Raw genomic sequence first — 16,809 nt, forward strand, 5'->3', positions numbered from 1 at the left:
CGTGTTGTGAAGAAAAATTAATTATTTATACAACAAAACATATATTAAATTTAAAACAAGATGAAGAATGATTGTTAAATAAATTACAATATAGGGAATAATTACAATGTCATCATATAAAGCACATGCATTGGCGGGTATAATACTTGCATTTCCGTTTATACCTAGCTTTTTTTATTTGTTTTTTGCAGTTATAGGTGCCTCAATACCTGATATGGATCATGATAATAACAAATACAAGGTCAATTCCATGTTTTTGGTGGGTATAATTATTTCACTGTTATTAATTATACTTAAAGGTTCAATGTTGTCTGGTCTGATTATAATTTTGTTGGCCATAACTTTTTATTATTCGAAACATAGGGGATTAACCCATTCGTTAGTGGGAATCACGGTCCTTTGTCTATTGTTATTGTTTATGATGATGGGATTTCTACCGGTTGTAACCAGTTTGGCGGAATATGCTAATTATGTTATGCCGAATAATCTGTCAATATTTGTAATATTATCCTTGTTGGGTTATTTTGTAGTTAGTCGTAAGGTATTGACTTATTATGAAGTGTTGCTGGCAATTTGTCTTTTCCTGGCTCCTGTGAATATTGATGTAATCAATTGGAGGTTAATATTTATAATGTTATTCCTGGGTGCCGTAAGTCATTTGATACTGGATTTATTTACACCTTCAGGTTTGGCAGTATTTTGGCCTTTGTCAGACAGGGAATATCATAAAAGATTGGGAATTATATTCATTGGTATTTGGTTGTTTTTAGCAATTTCTTATCTTTATGCCTTTGGTCATATTGTGTTTACTTATCAACCCTTTTTAAATTATATAATTTAAACTTTTTTTATTGTTTTTTTAATAATCGAACATTTTTTAATAAGCTTATTATTGTATTGTTAATTTATTTATTTATTTAACTCTTTTTTTCAAAAAAATTTACGTATACCTAAAAATAAATTCATAACTATTATATATGTTGTTTTTTAAAAATATTATCATACTATATACTTGAATTGTGAAGTTTTTCTTTTTTAAGTATGGAGTTTTTGTAGCTAATTAATTTAACTTAAGATATTGAGACAACAATTTATGGATAAAGTTCATAAGTTGTCTAAAACCTTTAAGGACAAAAAGGGGTTTGCTTGGAAGTTATATTTTTAAAAATATAATTTTTAAGAAGTTCTAGAAATAGAATAATTGTTCGTATATAAAAACGGAGTTTAATTTATGTTTTTAAATAGAATAATCTACGGAATTGAATTTTTCGTAAGATTAGTAGTCGAAATAATTAAGGCAGTAATAGACACTGCTATGTGCTGTCTCAAGGGCGAAGTAGATCCTGTTGTTGTAGAGATTATGCCTGATTTAAAACGTCCGGTATCTCTTGCAATATTATCTAACACTATTACCTTAACACCTGGTACAATCACAGTTAATATGGACCAAGAAAAAGGTATCTTAACAGTATCTGCTCTTACACCTCGTTCACGTGAGGACATTATACCTCTTGAGTCAACTATTAAGAAAATGTTAGAATAAACATAGGGTGATGAGATGGATTTTTTAACAATATCTGAATTGTTCCTAATGTTATGTCTAGTTATCTACATGTTTGCCGGTTTAAAAATCGCAGCAAGAAGAACCACAGGTTCAGCATTAGCTGGTGTAGGTGCTTTTACAATTGCTTTAGCAGTAGTATTAGCTATGGTATCTGTATTAACTGATGTTTCATTCTGTAGAGATATAGCATTTGCATTAATTGTATTAAGCCCAGTTGGAACAATTGCAGCCGCTACAGTTTTAGGTGGAGGCGAAATATAATGGCAAGTACAGGATTAGATCTTTCCTTAACCTTTGGTGATCCAATTTCAATCATTTTAGGAATAGTCTTTATTATTTTAGGTATTATTGTATTAATTACCGCAAAAGGATTATTATCTAATACAAGTGATGATTTACAATATTCCATTTTCGGAAGATTAGAAATTATGGGTATTGTGGATATGTTAAGTGTATTAATCTTAATTTTGATTGGAGAACCAGCTTTAGGAGTAGTATACTTTATATTAGCACCATTTGCAACACACGCTATAGCTAGTGGACATTACCGTGGAGAACAAGGAGAGCATTAAAAATGATAGATGTAAATATTTTAGTACAAAATGCTGTACCTTTAGCATTATATGTATTTGCAATATTAGGAGCTATTGTAGCTTTAATGCAAAAAGACTTGCTTAAAATGGCAGTTCTTACCAGCGTATCTGGATTTGCAGTAGCAGCAATTTTCCAAGTTTTATTGGCTCCCGACGTTGCATTAACACAAGCTGTAGTAGGAGCAGCAATAATTCCAACATTAGTTGGTCTTTCAGTATTAAAAACAAGAGAACCTCCTGTAACAGAAGATGTGGAAGGTGATTCATAATGGCAATAGAAATAGTCCAATGTGGAGCATTAATTACCGCAGCACTTTTAATGATTATAGGGTTAGTAGCATTAGTCTACTTAGATAACGTTCTTAAGAAAATTATCGGAGCAGCATTTATAGGGGACGGTGTAAACCTCTTAATAATTGCATTAGGTTACAGAGTTAATGGTATTCCATATATTTTCTTACAAAATATGGATGTAAACAGCTTCTTAGGTCAAGCATCATATCCATTACCATTTGCTTTAGTATTAACTAGTATTGTAATTGGTGCAAGTACACTTGCTGTAATGTTAGCACTTGCTGTAGTTTTATACAAAAGAAATGGAACACTTAGTGCAACCGCTCTTTTAAACGATAAAAAATTAGGAGAGGAAAACAATGAATAGTGCTATAAATACAACTCAAGGGGGTAATTACTAATGGATGGAACTATATTTATCCCATTAATGGTAGTTATTCCAATAATATGTGCTGTATTAGTAAACTTATTACATGAGCACAGCGGTGTTACCAAAATTTTCGGTTATATTGGAGCAATTTGTTTACCAATAGTACCTATATTAGCAGTATATGGAAACCACTTCTTTGGTGGATATCAACCATTAGCAAATGGTGGATTAACCGTTGCTTTACCAGAAGCAGCTAACGCAATTATTTCAGGTTCATTCCTCGAATTATTCCACCCAGCAATTACATACGCATTCGGTCCTGGACAACAAGTAATCTTATTTGTTCTCGGTTTAGTCGCAATGTGTGCAGTATTCATTTCAATTGCTGAAACTAAAAAAACATCTGGTGTATACTTATACATGTTATTCATGCTTTCAGCAGCATTAATGGCATTTGTATTAACAGACGATATATTCAACTTATATGTATTCTTTGAAATTGCAGCATTAGTACAAGTTGGTCTTATACTAGTATCAAGAGTAAGAGGAAACTATGAAACTGGTTTAAAATACATGTTACTTGGTGAAGTAGGTGGATCCTTCATGCTTTTAGGTATCGCACTTATATTAGGTTTAACAGGTAACGTAAACATTTCAGACATAGTAATGATGATACACACAGGTTTAGTAAATCCTACAAATCCAGTATTATTATTCGCAGCAGGAATGTTAATTTACGGATGGTTATACGCAACAGGTTTACCACCATTCAACGCAATTAAATCAGAAATTTATTCAAAAGGTTTACCTAGTGGATCTATGTTATTACAATCATTCTCAGTAATTGCTTGTATTTCCATAGGTTTAGTAATAATAAGAATCTTCGGATACTTACCAACAGCTCAAATGGCAATGTTAGCAGTAAGCGTAATTGCTATGATTTTAGGTATCTGTATGGCTATGGTTCAAGATGATTACAAACGTATCATCGCATACTTAGCAGTTGGTGAATTAGGTTACATAGGAGTAGGTCTTGGATTAGCAACACCTCTCAGTATTACAGCAGGATTATTCCAAGCAGTAAACGAATTAGTTGTAACTTCATTCTTATTCATAGGATTCGGATTAGTATTATACAAAACTAGAACCAGTAAAATTAGTAAACTTGGTGGATTAGTAGAATATATGCCAGTAGCAGCATTATTAACAGTACTTGCAGGATTTGCAATGGCTGGAGTACCTCCATTCAATGTATTCCAAAGTAAATACTTATTATGTCAAGCTGCTATCGCAGCAGGAATCCCAGAACTTGCAGTAATTATGATTATATTAAGTATTGTAACTTTCTTAGCATTCCTCAAAATGGCATACGCAATATTCTTAAGACCAAAACCAGACGAATTAGAAGTATCATCTGCATCTGTTCCAAAAACAACAATGGCAGTAATGATAGTATTCTTAATCATTTGTTTAATAATTGGTTTATTCCCTGGTTTAGTAGTGGACAAATTAGGTGTATTAGCACTTACAGCATTTGCATTATAGTAAGGTGATAAGATGAATATGTATGAAAAACTTGTACAAACTTTAAAAAGTACATTTGGGCAAGATCCTGAAAAAACATTAGTCAACGGATCAAAAACTTCATCCATAGTTTCTGCTGAATTAGTGTTAATGGCATCTGTATTAGTAGCTGCTTTAACAATTAGACTTGTAAGTCCAGCATTAATGATTGTTGCAGTAATAGGATTAATGTTATTATTCATGTATGTAACACCAATAATGCCTAAATTGTACAAAGAACACAATGATGATTTTAACAACATGATGTTCTATGCAGTATTAACATTAGCAATATTTGCAATAGTATTCTACTGGGGGGTATTCTAAGTGAAGGCTTCAATTAGAGATGTAGCATTAATAGTTGCTATAGCAGCATTCGCAACAATATTCTTAACCTCTATGGTTCAATTCAGTGGAATGATTTTCCCAGGTATAAACTATGTATACCAAGGTCTTGGTGTATCAATTGCACCTAACTTAGTAACTAACGTTGTATTCGATTTCAGAGGTTTCGATACCCTTGGAGAAGCATTTATTTTAGTAAGTGCTGTAGTAACTACTATGTTAGTATTCGGTAGAGGAAAAGTAAACCTTGGAGGCGACGACGATGAGTGATCTTCTTAAATTAATAGCATATCCTGTATCATTCATTATGATTGGATACGGTGTAATGACAATACTCGGTGGTCACATAACTCCAGGTGGAGGTTTCCAGGGTGGAGCTATGATGGCTTCTGGAGCAATATTATGTATACTTGCTTACGGATTAAAAGATAATCCATTTAACCTTTCACACGAAAGAATGTCCTTAGTAGAAAGTCTCGGAGCATTACTCTACATCTGCTTAGGATTAGTTGGATTATTAGCTGGGGGTTCATTCCTTTACAACGTAGGTACCAACATCTACGGATTAGTCCCAGCAGGTTTACAATCTATGTTAAATTACCCAGATGCATTACATGCTGGAATAATTCCATATCTCAACATAGCTATTGGTGTAAAAGTATTTATTGGATTAACTACTTTAGTAATTCTCTTCTATGCTGTTACCAAATATGCTGGAGATTACATAGATAATGAGGAAATTGATTAGGAGGAGTTTTGATGGTTTTAGAAACAACAGTACCATTTTTACAATCAGTAGGTCCTAATTTATTTGGTCTCTTTTATACAGGACCAACAATTTGTGCTTTAATAATTGGACTTATAGCTGGAGCAATCATGCACAAAACTCCAACTGATGGAATTAAATTAAATACATCCTCTTGGATTGCAATAATTATTGGTGCTATACTTGTAGCATTCTGGTTAGGATCATTCCCATACTATGGCGGATTAAACTTAGGACCAGGATTTGTTGCAGCAGTTATAGGTGCAATAATTGGTAGAGGAATATTAGGAACTAAAGTTAAAGTTTAAGTGGGGTAATAGAGAATGTTTTTATCAAATCCAGGTAAATGTGATGGCTCAGGTAATTGTGTAGATGCTTGCCCTACTGATGCAATAAAATTAGTAGACGGAAAAGTAGTTAGCTGTATAACATGTGGTAAATGTGAAGGAGTATGTCCTAACAAAGCAATTTACGAAAACAAATTTGGCGGTTATGTAGTAGACAGAACAAAATGTAACTTATGCGGAATGTGTATGAACGTTTGTCCTGTGGATGTTATTACAGTTAAAGATGGAAAAATTATGGGTATGTGTTCCAACTGTGGTGTCTGTGTACCTGCATGTCCAAACGATGCAAGAATGCCAGGACCATCCAAAACAGTTCAGCCAGAAAATAAAATGGCTAGCAGAGTTAACGTAGGAACTGTTCACGAAGATTGTATTGAATGTGGAAGATGTGCATACTTCTGTCCTTCAAATTCAATTAAATTCTCATACATAGAACCAGGCGTATGTACAAAATGTGATTTATGTATAGATGTCTGTCCTAGAGATGCAATTGGACCTATTGAAGAAGGTGGAGCATACCAAGTTGACATGGCTAAATGTGCACTCTGTTACAAATGTTTAATAGAATGTCCAAACGATGCAATTACAGCAAAACATTTACAACTGGAAATTAATCAACCAGAATATGATGTAGAAAATGATACAAGAATGATTGCATGTATTGACTGTGAATTATGTGCAGATGCATGTCCTACTGACGCTTTACAAGTAGTAAATAAAAGAGTCAGATTCGATGTTGATTTATGTACCCTATGTGGAAATGAAAATGGCGAAGCAGCATGTGCATCCGACTTTGCACAAGCACCTTGTACAAATGCATGTCCACAAGGCGTATTAGAATTCGTACCAGATTCTAAAATTACACTTGAAGGTGTATGTGTAGTATGTGGTGGATGTATTACTGAATGTAAATACGACGCACGTAAATTCATGAGTTCTACATGGAATGGAGAAATTGGACCGCAGTGTCTTAAATGTGGAATTTGTGCAGAAGTTTGTCCAAAAGATGCTATTACAGTTGATGATAATGGTGTAACAGTAAACTTCGATGAATGTGTACTTTGTGAAAAATGTGCAATGCATTGTCCTGTAAGTGCAATTCCAAAAACAACACCACTAAAAATGAAAATTGCAAGTGGATACTCAATGATAAACAACAAATTATGTATTGGTTGTGGTCGTTGTGTTGATGCATGTATATTCAAAGCTATATCTGCGGATGATGAAGGAAACTTAACAATCAACCACGATACATGTATCTACTGTGGAGCTTGTAAAACTGCATGTCCAGCAAGAGCTATTAAAATACAAAGAGAGTTCGAGGCACAAATATGAGTTTAGGAAAAATTTTTATAAATGGGATTTATACCAACCTCAAAAGATTAATCTTTGCAAGTGACCGTGTAACTGACATGCAATTCCGTAACGATGTTTTAAATGGAAATGTAAAACCAGCACCTTTAGTTGCAGAAGTAGAATGTATTGGTTGTGGTGGATGTTCTAACGTATGTCCTACCAAAGCAATTGTAATGACTCCAATAGAACCTGTAGAAATTGCAGAAGGTATAGTTAAAACAGCAATACCTGAAATCAACGAATTAGAATGTGTACACTGTTATCATTGTCACGATTTCTGCCCTATCTACGCATTATTCGGAGTAGCAGCAACAATACATCCAAATGATGTTGGTAACAAATGTAGTAAAGATGTAAACAGTATGCTTTTGGATCCAACTGAAATCCCAGATGCAAAAATCAAATACATTGCACAATATTTAACTGATGATTCAATTATCCAAAAGAATAAAGAAATGAAAGAAAAGTTACAAGCTCAAGAAGAATCAGCAGCTGATTCAAGTGAAGCTGTAGAAGAATAGGGGGATGAATATGGGACTTAAAGGACATTCACGGTCAAAATCCATCCACGTAATGTTAGTTTATACTGGTGGATGTAACGGTTGTGATATTGAAATAGTTAACGCAGTTTTATCTCCACGGTTCGATCTTGAACAGTACAACGTATACTTAACTTGGAACCCAAGAGAAGCTGATGTTCTTGTAGTAAGTGGTCCTGTAGTTCACTGGACAAAAGAACCATTGCTCAAAATCTACGAAGCAATACCTGATCCAAAATTAGTTGTTGCAGTAGGAGCATGTGCATTAACCGGTGGAGTATATAAAAATATCCACGGAGATATACCTTCCGAGGAAATTGAAGGACCTGTAGAAAACGTAATACCAGTAGATGCTAAAATCCCTGGATGTGCAGTAAGAGCTAAAGATGTAGTAGCTGGTGTAGCATCAGTTATTCCTATCATTAACGGCTTAAAAGATTAAAAATTTGTAAGGAGTATTTATATATGGTTACAAAAATAGATGGAGCAACAACTTGTAACGAAGTAGAAAGACAAGTTTTTGAAACAGAAATCGATATGGGTACAGTACATCCAGCAGCATTAGAACCTTACAGAGTAAGACTCTTCGTTGAAGACGAAATAGTAAAAGATGCTGAGATTACTGTAGGTGTAAATCACAGAGGTATCGAAAGAATTATGGAAGGTTTACCAGTAGAAAAAGCAAATGCTTTAACTGAAAAAGTATGTGGTATCTGTTCAAACGGACACATATTCAACTCATGTCGTGCTGGTGAAGGTGCATTAGGTATAGAAATACCTGAAAGAGCAAGATACTTAAGAGTTCTTGCACAAGAACTTGAAAGACTTCACAGTCACATGCTTTACTTAGGACACGGTTCTGAAGTATTAAACCATGAAACATTTGCTATGAGAATTTTCTACATTAGGGAATCCGTTATGGAATTATTATACATGATGGGTGGAAACAGAGTACAATACGGTATATCCGTACTCGGTGGAGTAAGACCTAGAGCAGACTTAAACCTTAAAGAACAACAAAGAATTCTTGAAGTAATGGATTACATTGATGATAAAGTAGCAGGATTTGCAGAAAGGTTTGTTAACGACCCTATGGTAATGCACCGTATCGTTGGTACTGGTCAATTATCACAAAAACAAGCTTTAGATTTACATGTTACTGGACCAACATTAAGAGCAACAGGTTACGAGTTCGACCAAAGAACTAAAATGCCTGAATATGATGACATTGAATTTGATGTAATCACTCAAGATGGTGGAGACGTAGCTGCTAACATTTTAATGAGAGCTACCGAAATTTTCCAAGCAACAAAAATCATAAGACAAGTAATCAAAAACTTACCTGATGGACCTATCGTAAACAGAGACTGGGAAATGGTTGACTCACCAGTATACAAAAGTTACATAGAAGTACCTCGTGGAGTATGTTACCATTCATATGGTTTAGAAGACGGTAAAGTAAGACACAGTATTATAAGAACACCATCAATGTCAAACATTGGTGCAATGCAAGAATCATGTATTGGTCACCCAGTACAGGATGCTCAACTTGCAATTGTATCTTGTGATCCATGTTTCACTTGTACTGATAGAGCTATACAAATAATCAAATTATAGGAGATCAGACAATGGATTTAGGATATTCAATAATTTATGTGATTGTTACTTTCATAATTGGTGGTTTTGTAGCTTTATGGTTACCAGGTATTGAAAAGAAAGCAGAAGCTAGAGTTCAACAGAGAATTGGACCTCAACTTTCCAGTCCTGGTGTTTACACAACATTAAAGTTCTTCTTTAAGCATGCTTTAAAACCAACAGCAGTTATGCCAAGATTATACAACGCATTACCTATCATAACTTTGATTGTTGTAGCAGCTTTATTTTTAATATTAATCCCACCTGTAATGTTATCATGGGGCCCATTTGCTAGTATCGTAGCAGTAGTAGGTTTATTAAAAGTAGAAGAAGTACTATATTTATTCATGAGTTCATTCTCACAATCACTCATGTCTAAATCTATGCCTTTCCCTGACCAGGCTAAAGGTGCAAAACATAGAGATGCTAAACAATCATTCTTAGAAACAATAAGTGCAAATAGATCATTAAGACTTATCTCATTCGGTAGTTTACCGTTCTATTTAGCATTATTTATACCTGTAATTATGGCTGGTAGTATAGACTTATCTTCAATTGTAAGATATCAACTTGCAAACGGTCCTATATTATTCACACTTCCAGGTATAATTGGAACAATTGTATTCTTTGTAGGATTCTTAATCATATTAAATGCAAACCCATTTGCATTTATGGAAGGACACTCTGATGTAATTCAAGGTCCTATTATGGAATACATGTCAAAATCAAGAGCAGTATATACAATAGCTCACGCATCCTTAATATTTGTTGGATCATGTCTTTATTCAACATTATTCTTAGGAATACCTCCTGCAATGAGTGTTTCCTTCATTGTACCTATTGTATGTTCTATAATCATCACTATGGCAATTGCTGTAACCAGTGCATTTGCACCATTATTCACCAACCGTGAATTCTACCCAACAGTTATTGCAACAAGTATGATTGCAGTAATAGGAATTATAACTGCTTGCTTAACAACTATAATATTATAATAAGGTGATAATATGAAAATAGTGTTACGTGAACATCATATAATAGGTTTAGGAGGATACATTGTTGAACTTAGAACTTCATTCAGAAACTTGATTGTAGTAAATCACAGTGATGAACCAATTAAATTAGAAGTACCTGTACTTAATGATGATTGGATAGAAGAACATGAAGCTTTAGGTTTAGAAGTTATTCCTGTAATGGATGATTCTGACTATTTAGTCACATTCCAAATGGCTAAACATAAATTAGATGAAGAAAGAAAAGCTTTAGAAGGTAATTAATTTTACCTTTCTATTTTTTTTTAGATTATTATTTTTTTTTAGTTTTAGATTATTTTTTGAATTTTACTAATTTTATTTTATAAATTTTTGTTAACCAAACATTTATATACTATGAAAAACTTAGGTATACCTAAGAAACAAAAATTTAGGCATACAAAATATTATGTCAAAATTTGTTTTAAAAACACGTTAAATATTGGTTTATATTTTTTTAAAAGATTTATAATATCAGGAGGACAATAATATGGTGAAAACAGTCGATGATTTACAACCGGGAGAAACTGCAATTATTAAAAAACATTCTGTGTCAGGAACTCTTGGAAAACATCTTAGAGAAATGGGATTAATAAATGGTATTCCCGTAAAATTAGAAAGAAGAGCACCATTAGGATATCCTGTAGAAATTAAAATTCAAGGTTTTTCATTAGCTTTAAGAAAAGAAGAAGCTCAAGCCATTGAATTAGAATAATTTTATTATTTTTTTTATATTATTTCTATAATAATTAATTTATTTTCAGTTATATTTTTTATAGTATAATTGAATAAAACTCAATTTAGGTTAACCTAAAATTATGCTAAGAGGTAAAAGATGGAAAAATTAAAATTTTTACTTGCCGGTAATCCAAATGTTGGTAAAAGTACGGTTTTTAACCAGTTAACTGGTATGAAACAACACGTTGGAAACTGGCCGGGTAAAACAGTCGAATTAAAGTCTGGAAGTTTTACATTTGATAATTATGAAATCGAAATGATAGATCTTCCAGGTAACTATAGTTTAACCCCTTATTCAGTAGAGGAACAAGTTTCCAGAGATGCTATCATACATGAAGAAAATGATGCCGTAATAAACGTAATTGATGCGGAAAATATTCAAAGAAACTTGTATTTAACATTACAAATAATGGAAACTGGTGCAAATACAGTTTTAGCATTAAACATGTTAAATTATGCTGAAGAAGCAGGGTTTAAAATTGATGTTAAAAAATTACAAAAAATTTTAGGAATTCCAATAGTTGTGGTTGATGCTAGAGAAGGTACTGGTTTAGATGAATTGGTCAAAACAGCAATCAAGGCAGCAAAAAATCCTACAGATTATTCTGATAGATTAACATATGGATTTGAATTGGATGATCATATAAACCAGGTAAAAAGTTTATTCCCTAACTTAAAAGTAGGTTCTGCTCCAGATTCATGGGTGGCAGTAAAATTATTGGAAGGTGATGATGAAGTATTGGATTTAGCTGAAGAATCATCTGATAAAAATAATCTACGTAAACTAACAGAAATAAGAAAACACCTGGAAGGAATATTTGATGGAAACCTTGATGAGGCTTTTATCGATGCAAGATACGGTGAAATTGAAAGTATCATGAAACAAGCCGTCAAAAGACCTACTGGTGAAAAAGAATCAATTACCGATAAAATTGACAGAATTGTAACAAATAAATTCTTAGGACTTCCAATATTCTTATTAATTATCTTTTTAATATTCTATCTCACTTACACGGTGGGAGCACCATTCCAAGACTTAATTGACGAAGGATGGACAATTTTAAGTGGATACATATTAGAATATCTTGGTGAAGGAATGGTTTCATCATTACTTGTAGATGGTGTAATCGGTGGAGTAGGTGGAATACTCACTTTCTTACCAATTATCTTCATACTGTTCTTCCTGTTAAGTCTTATAGAGGATATAGGTTACTTAGCAAGAGCAGCATTTGTAATTGACAGAGTGATGTATAAACTTATGGGTTTATCAGGAAAAGCATTTATACCTATGATCTTAGGAATTGGTTGTGGTGTAACTGGAATAATGTCAACAAGAACGTTATCAAATGAAAGTGACAGAATCTCCACAATGATGGCAATTCCATTTATTTCATGTAGTGCAAGGGCTCCGATTTATGCATTGTTTACGGCAGCATTCTTTGATAATCCATTAACACAGGCTATTATAACATTTGGATTGTACATATTTGGTATGATTATAGCAATCATAGTTGCCAAAGTTCTAAAATCTTCAGTATTTGCAGACGAAGCTACTCCATTTATCATGGAACTTCCTCCATACAGAATACCTACACTTAAAAGTGCAGTATTACACATGTGGGAAAGAGGATTTTTATTCATTAAAAAGGCAGGTACTATAATATTAGGTACATCCGTACTTGTATGGATTTTAGCAAACTTACCTCCTGGAGTAGAATACGGTTCGGTTAACAGTTTTGTAGGTATATTAGGTAATATCTTTGCACCAGTATTTGCACCATTAGGATTTGGTTTCTGGCAAGCAGGTGTTGCATTAATATTTGGTATAATGGCAAAAGAAATTGTAGTATCTACATTCGGAACACTGTTCTCCTTAGAGGAAGATGATGAAGAAGGAATAACTGGTGTCGTTGGGGACATGTTTACCCCATTATCTGCAATATCTTTCATGGTATTTACATTATTGTATGTTCCATGTTTTGCAGCACTCGGGGCAATCAAAGAAGAATCCAACTCTTGGAAATGGATGTTAATCTCTGTAGTTCTTTGTTGTGGAATTGCATATGTAACATCATTAATAATATATCAAGGAGGATTACTGTTAGGTTTCACCTAATTCAATCCCCATTATTTTTTTTTAAAAATAAAGGAGGTTATATAATGATTATTGGAGTAAATACTAAAAAATATCCTAACAAAAACAAGAAATAAATATACAGGAGGAGTATAACATGATTCAATGTATGTTATGCGGTTGTAAATTTGATGAAAAAAAAGTGGATAGAGCACAATGTAACTGTGGCTTTGATTGTCATGGAGCAAATGTTCCCTGTCCTAATTGTGGAATTGATGTAGCAGTTCCAAAGGAATTAAGACCAAAAATTGATAAAGAATCTTTTTTATCTAAACTTAAAAAATCCATAATTTAAACTATTATTTTTAAAATTTTATATAATGCTAATTTTATAGAGGAAACATTATGATTCAATGTAAATTATGCGGACATGAATTTGATGAAACTAAAGAAGAATTATTAGAGTGTACTTGTGGTTGTGGTGGGGATAAAGTATTATGTCCTAATTGTGGTTATGAAGTACGATTACCTAATGATGCCAGACCAAAAAAAGTTAAAAAACAAGAAGAAATGGGCTTTCTTGGTAAAATCATAAAAAGATTCCGTATGGACAGTTATTAATATTTTTAAATAATTATTCTCTTTTTTAATATTGTTGTCTTTTATCTATTTTTAAAATTATTTTGAAAACACTTATTTTTTATATATTCAATTATTTGATCTATTGCTATTTCTAGAATTCTTTAAATTATTAATTTTTATAAAAAAAGTTTATTTATTATTAGGAAATTATTTATTGATTTAAAAAAATGTCATTAATTAAATTTTTAATGTATAAATAAATTTTCAAAATTAAAATAAAAAAGTAATAGGTTTAATATTATTTGTGGGATGTGTATAAGGATATTGCTCTTCAAGGATTTTATCAAATGGTGAATTATAATTTAAACATATATTTAGGGGTCTTATTTGTATAAATTTTTTTATCTTTTTAACAATATCCTTCTTTAAAATATTAATTGATGTGGTTTTTTTCCACAATTATTATATAATACAAGGTAGTATATAAAGGTTACTTTATTTTTATTAAATGATTTTTTAATTTTGATATTTTTTCGAGGAAGAAAAATATTAAACTAACTATTATAAATCTTTTTAAACATAGTATAAATTAGAAATTAAATTTTATAATTATCAAACGCTTCAATTTATGTGATAAAAAATGGTAAATGCAATAAATATAAAAACTATAGATAAACCGGGTGTTTTAAGGAAAGTTACTGATTTTTTAGCTAAAAAAAATATTAATATTGTATATACGCATATGTTTCAAGATTCAACCGGTTATGCTCATATGTATATTGAATTAGAGGATGTAATTGATATTGAAAATTTATTAAATGAATTACAAAATTTTGATGAAGTCTTTGAAGTCAATATATCCCCTTCTACGGATCATGTATGGGGAAAAAGAATTATTATTATTGGTGGGGGAGCACAAGTATCACAAGTAGCATTGGGTGCAATTACAGAAGCGGATAGGCATAATATTAGGGGTGAACGTATCAGTGTGGATACATTGCCTTTGGTAGGTGAACAAAAATTAACTGAAGCAGTTCGTGCGGTTGGATGTTTACCTCGTGTCAAGGTACTTGTTTTAGCTGGTTCTTTGATGGGTGGTACTATTGTTGATGCAATTGATGAGATAAGGGAGAATTATGGTGTAAAAATAATAAGCTTGAATATGGTTGGTTCAGTCAGGGATCATGCTGATCTTGTTGTAACTGATCCTGTTCAAGCAGGGGTAATGGCAGTAATGACTGTCGCTAATACTGCTAAATTTGATATTGATCGAGTTAAAGAGACATTATAATTTTTTACTTTTTTTTTTAATTATTCTTGATGGGATTTTTTTCAAGTTTCAAGTATTCTCCCAGGGATTCTCTTGTTGTACCAATGAGTAATTGGTAATATTTTGATGAGTCTTTTTTAGTAACTTCTTCACATACACCAGATGCAATTACCCTTTCATTATTTTTAACAATTCCTGTGTAAGTATGTGTAAACGAGACTATCTTTTCAATATTTACATCACTACCTTCTATAAATTCAACATCTGATACTAAATATATAGCTGGATAGGCATAAGAATTATCATCATCAATTATTTTACACTTAATCTTTATTTTTTCAAGAGGTTTGAAATAAATATCTTCCTCTTCTTCTATTTCATCTTCTTTTAAAGTAAATGATATATCAAATAAAGTTCCTTTAATCAGGCCTCTGTTGTTTTTTCTTGATTCATACCAAATAAATTCTTCCAGAGTCATGGAATTGTCTTTAATACGTTTATCATAAACATGCTTCCAATAATTCTCGTTAATTTTTTCAAGGGGGCTGGATTCGTCCTCTTTTAATTTTGAGTATAAATTTATTGCCCGTTTATGGTTATCTTTTCCAAAAACAATAAAATCAATGTCGCTGGTAGTAGTATTCTGTAGATTAAGTAATGTGGAACCACTAATTCCCATGTCATCATAACTTATACCGGCTTTTTCATGGAATATTTTAGCTAATAATCGTATTTTATTGAATAGTTCATTATTGTCCTTTGAGGCGAGTATTTCATTGAGTCTGTGTATCGGATTTAAAATTTCATCAACATCCTCTTTTAAAACACCCATGGTCTTTTTACCTTCAATATTCCAATTAAATAAATAATTGGGATGGTGTTTCTTTAGGTAGTCATATGCTTCGTTACTGGAAAGTTTTTTATATTTTACTCCATTGAATACACGTTCACCCTTTTCATCAGGAACATATCTTAAAAAAGCAACATAGTGACTTTCAGGATGATGATATGTATTCACGGCAAAAAAGAGATTATCTTTTGTTCTAATAAAAAATCTAGGCATTATTTTCATATTAAAAAATCCATTTTCTTTCTTTATATTTTTCTTCACCATATACTTAAAATTATTAATTTTAAAATATATAAATAGATATAGAGTGATATTATGCAGTACTTAAAATGGAAAGATGGAAATGAATATGATGGTAGTCAAATAAATCCATCATGGGCTTTTCAGGAATTTAAAGTTAAGGATTCAACAATAGTCTCATGGATCGGACCAATGAATATACTCGGTGATAATCTTATAGACTATGAAGATGTTGGATTGGACATTAAAGGGGACAATATGTTAAATTTCATAGTTGAACATTTTGATGAACAACCGGGAAACTTAAAGTTGGCCTATCATAGACAAAGAATATTGGTTATGATTACACGTGACAAACTTTTGAATTACGGTATCAAAACCACTCAGGATGGAGATGACATATTTATAGATAACAAAAAGTTATCTGTATCCATAGCCACGGCATCAATCAGTTCAATGAAAATGCACTTTGCATTGAATATTACAACAGAGGGGACACCTGTTGATGTTGAAACATCAGCATTGGAAGATAATGGCATGACAATCGATGATATTCATAAATTGCAGGATGAAATATCTGAAGCATATATTGAAATGATTGAAACAATAGATAAAGATATTACAAAGACTAAAGTATTCTAGGAGTAATGAT

24 protein-coding genes are annotated in these 16,809 nt (G+C 32.1%); 23 read left to right on the top strand and 1 reads right to left on the bottom strand.

Features of this window, described 5'->3' with window-relative positions:
• Positions 1-106 precede the first annotated feature (106 nt).
• From QZZ11_RS02500 to QZZ11_RS02605, 22 genes are all read left to right on the top strand, one after another.
• On the top strand, positions 107-841 hold the full coding sequence (locus tag QZZ11_RS02500; RefSeq protein ID WP_292473284.1) for a metal-dependent hydrolase: 735 nt from the start codon (positions 107-109) through the stop codon (positions 839-841).
• A gap of 390 nt (positions 842-1,231) precedes the next feature.
• On the top strand, positions 1,232-1,543 hold the full coding sequence (locus QZZ11_RS02505; protein ID WP_292473286.1) for a Na+/H+ antiporter subunit E: 312 nt from the start codon (positions 1,232-1,234) through the stop codon (positions 1,541-1,543).
• A 15-nt stretch (positions 1,544-1,558) separates the two neighbouring features.
• Positions 1,559-1,825: a hypothetical protein gene (locus QZZ11_RS02510; protein WP_292473289.1), complete on the top strand. Its 267-nt coding sequence runs from the start codon at positions 1,559-1,561 to the stop codon at positions 1,823-1,825.
• Positions 1,825-2,136: a cation:proton antiporter gene (locus QZZ11_RS02515; protein ID WP_292473291.1), complete on the top strand. Its 312-nt coding sequence runs from the start codon at positions 1,825-1,827 to the stop codon at positions 2,134-2,136. The genes QZZ11_RS02510 and QZZ11_RS02515 overlap by 1 nt, the downstream gene beginning before the upstream one ends.
• Positions 2,137-2,138: 2 nt before the next feature.
• Complete coding sequence (locus tag QZZ11_RS02520) at positions 2,139-2,426, top strand: DUF4040 domain-containing protein (RefSeq protein ID WP_292473293.1); 288 nt, start codon at positions 2,139-2,141, stop codon at positions 2,424-2,426.
• Between the two features lie 5 nt (positions 2,427-2,431).
• A complete protein-coding gene (locus QZZ11_RS02525; RefSeq protein ID WP_292473380.1) occupies positions 2,432-2,818 on the top strand; it encodes a cation:proton antiporter subunit C in 387 nt (128 codons plus the stop codon).
• 33 nt (positions 2,819-2,851) lie between these two features.
• Positions 2,852-4,366, top strand: a complete 1,515-nt coding sequence (gene ehbF, locus QZZ11_RS02530; RefSeq protein ID WP_292473295.1) for an energy conserving hydrogenase EhbF — start codon at positions 2,852-2,854, stop codon at positions 4,364-4,366.
• Between the two features lie 12 nt (positions 4,367-4,378).
• Positions 4,379-4,711 carry a hypothetical protein gene (locus QZZ11_RS02535; RefSeq protein WP_292473297.1) on the top strand — a complete coding sequence of 111 codons (333 nt, stop codon included), beginning with the start codon at positions 4,379-4,381 and terminating at the stop codon, positions 4,709-4,711.
• Positions 4,712-4,999, top strand: coding sequence for an EhbH (locus QZZ11_RS02540; RefSeq protein WP_292473299.1), 288 nt, complete (start codon positions 4,712-4,714; stop codon positions 4,997-4,999).
• Complete coding sequence (locus QZZ11_RS02545) at positions 4,992-5,477, top strand: MnhB domain-containing protein (protein WP_292473301.1); 486 nt, start codon at positions 4,992-4,994, stop codon at positions 5,475-5,477. The genes QZZ11_RS02540 and QZZ11_RS02545 overlap by 8 nt, the downstream gene beginning before the upstream one ends.
• Positions 5,478-5,488: 11 nt before the next feature.
• Positions 5,489-5,803: an energy-converting hydrogenase B subunit J gene (locus QZZ11_RS02550; protein WP_292473303.1), complete on the top strand. Its 315-nt coding sequence runs from the start codon at positions 5,489-5,491 to the stop codon at positions 5,801-5,803.
• Between the two features lie 15 nt (positions 5,804-5,818).
• Positions 5,819-7,177: a 4Fe-4S binding protein gene (locus QZZ11_RS02555; protein WP_292473305.1), complete on the top strand. Its 1,359-nt coding sequence runs from the start codon at positions 5,819-5,821 to the stop codon at positions 7,175-7,177.
• The gene (locus tag QZZ11_RS02560) at positions 7,174-7,719 is read left to right on the top strand and encodes a 4Fe-4S dicluster domain-containing protein (protein ID WP_292473307.1); all 546 of its coding nucleotides are present in this window, start codon (positions 7,174-7,176) and stop codon (positions 7,717-7,719) included. Before QZZ11_RS02555 ends, QZZ11_RS02560 begins: the two co-directional genes overlap by 4 nt.
• 10 nt (positions 7,720-7,729) lie before the next feature.
• The gene (locus tag QZZ11_RS02565) at positions 7,730-8,179 is read left to right on the top strand and encodes an NADH-quinone oxidoreductase subunit B family protein (protein ID WP_292473309.1); all 450 of its coding nucleotides are present in this window, start codon (positions 7,730-7,732) and stop codon (positions 8,177-8,179) included.
• Between the two features lie 23 nt (positions 8,180-8,202).
• Complete coding sequence (locus tag QZZ11_RS02570; RefSeq protein WP_292473311.1) at positions 8,203-9,354, top strand: nickel-dependent hydrogenase large subunit; 1,152 nt, start codon at positions 8,203-8,205, stop codon at positions 9,352-9,354.
• Positions 9,355-9,365: 11 nt separating this feature from the next.
• Complete coding sequence (locus tag QZZ11_RS02575; protein ID WP_292473313.1) at positions 9,366-10,367, top strand: NADH-quinone oxidoreductase subunit H; 1,002 nt, start codon at positions 9,366-9,368, stop codon at positions 10,365-10,367.
• A gap of 12 nt (positions 10,368-10,379) precedes the next feature.
• Complete coding sequence (ehbP, locus tag QZZ11_RS02580) at positions 10,380-10,649, top strand: energy-converting hydrogenase B subunit EhbP (protein WP_292473315.1); 270 nt, start codon at positions 10,380-10,382, stop codon at positions 10,647-10,649.
• A gap of 244 nt (positions 10,650-10,893) precedes the next feature.
• Positions 10,894-11,118 (top strand): FeoA family protein, encoded by a 225-nt coding sequence (locus QZZ11_RS02585; RefSeq protein ID WP_292473317.1) that lies wholly within the window; start codon positions 10,894-10,896, stop codon positions 11,116-11,118.
• 120 nt (positions 11,119-11,238) lie between these two features.
• Positions 11,239-13,257 carry a ferrous iron transport protein B gene (gene feoB, locus QZZ11_RS02590; protein ID WP_292473319.1) on the top strand — a complete coding sequence of 673 codons (2,019 nt, stop codon included), beginning with the start codon at positions 11,239-11,241 and terminating at the stop codon, positions 13,255-13,257.
• 115 nt (positions 13,258-13,372) lie between these two features.
• Positions 13,373-13,570, top strand: coding sequence for a hypothetical protein (locus QZZ11_RS02595; RefSeq protein ID WP_292473321.1), 198 nt, complete (start codon positions 13,373-13,375; stop codon positions 13,568-13,570).
• A 50-nt stretch (positions 13,571-13,620) separates the two neighbouring features.
• Complete coding sequence (locus QZZ11_RS02600) at positions 13,621-13,836, top strand: hypothetical protein (RefSeq protein WP_292473323.1); 216 nt, start codon at positions 13,621-13,623, stop codon at positions 13,834-13,836.
• Between the two features lie 601 nt (positions 13,837-14,437).
• The gene (locus tag QZZ11_RS02605; protein WP_292473325.1) at positions 14,438-15,088 is read left to right on the top strand and encodes a DUF5612 domain-containing protein; all 651 of its coding nucleotides are present in this window, start codon (positions 14,438-14,440) and stop codon (positions 15,086-15,088) included.
• A 16-nt stretch (positions 15,089-15,104) separates the two neighbouring features.
• On the opposite strand, the gene QZZ11_RS02610 is transcribed toward QZZ11_RS02605, so the two are convergent.
• The gene (locus QZZ11_RS02610; RefSeq protein WP_292473326.1) at positions 15,105-16,139 is read right to left on the bottom strand and encodes a nucleotidyltransferase domain-containing protein; all 1,035 of its coding nucleotides are present in this window, start codon (positions 16,137-16,139) and stop codon (positions 15,105-15,107) included.
• Positions 16,140-16,232: 93 nt separating this feature from the next.
• On the opposite strand from QZZ11_RS02610, the gene QZZ11_RS02615 reads away from it, so the two are divergent.
• Entirely contained in the window at positions 16,233-16,799 is a 567-nt protein-coding gene (locus QZZ11_RS02615; RefSeq protein ID WP_292473328.1) for a DUF366 family protein, read from the top strand.
• Positions 16,800-16,809 lie beyond the last annotated feature (10 nt).

Origin of the sequence: Methanosphaera sp. (genome assembly GCF_016282985.1) — an archaeon.
Taxonomy (GTDB): domain Archaea; phylum Methanobacteriota; class Methanobacteria; order Methanobacteriales; family Methanobacteriaceae; genus Methanosphaera.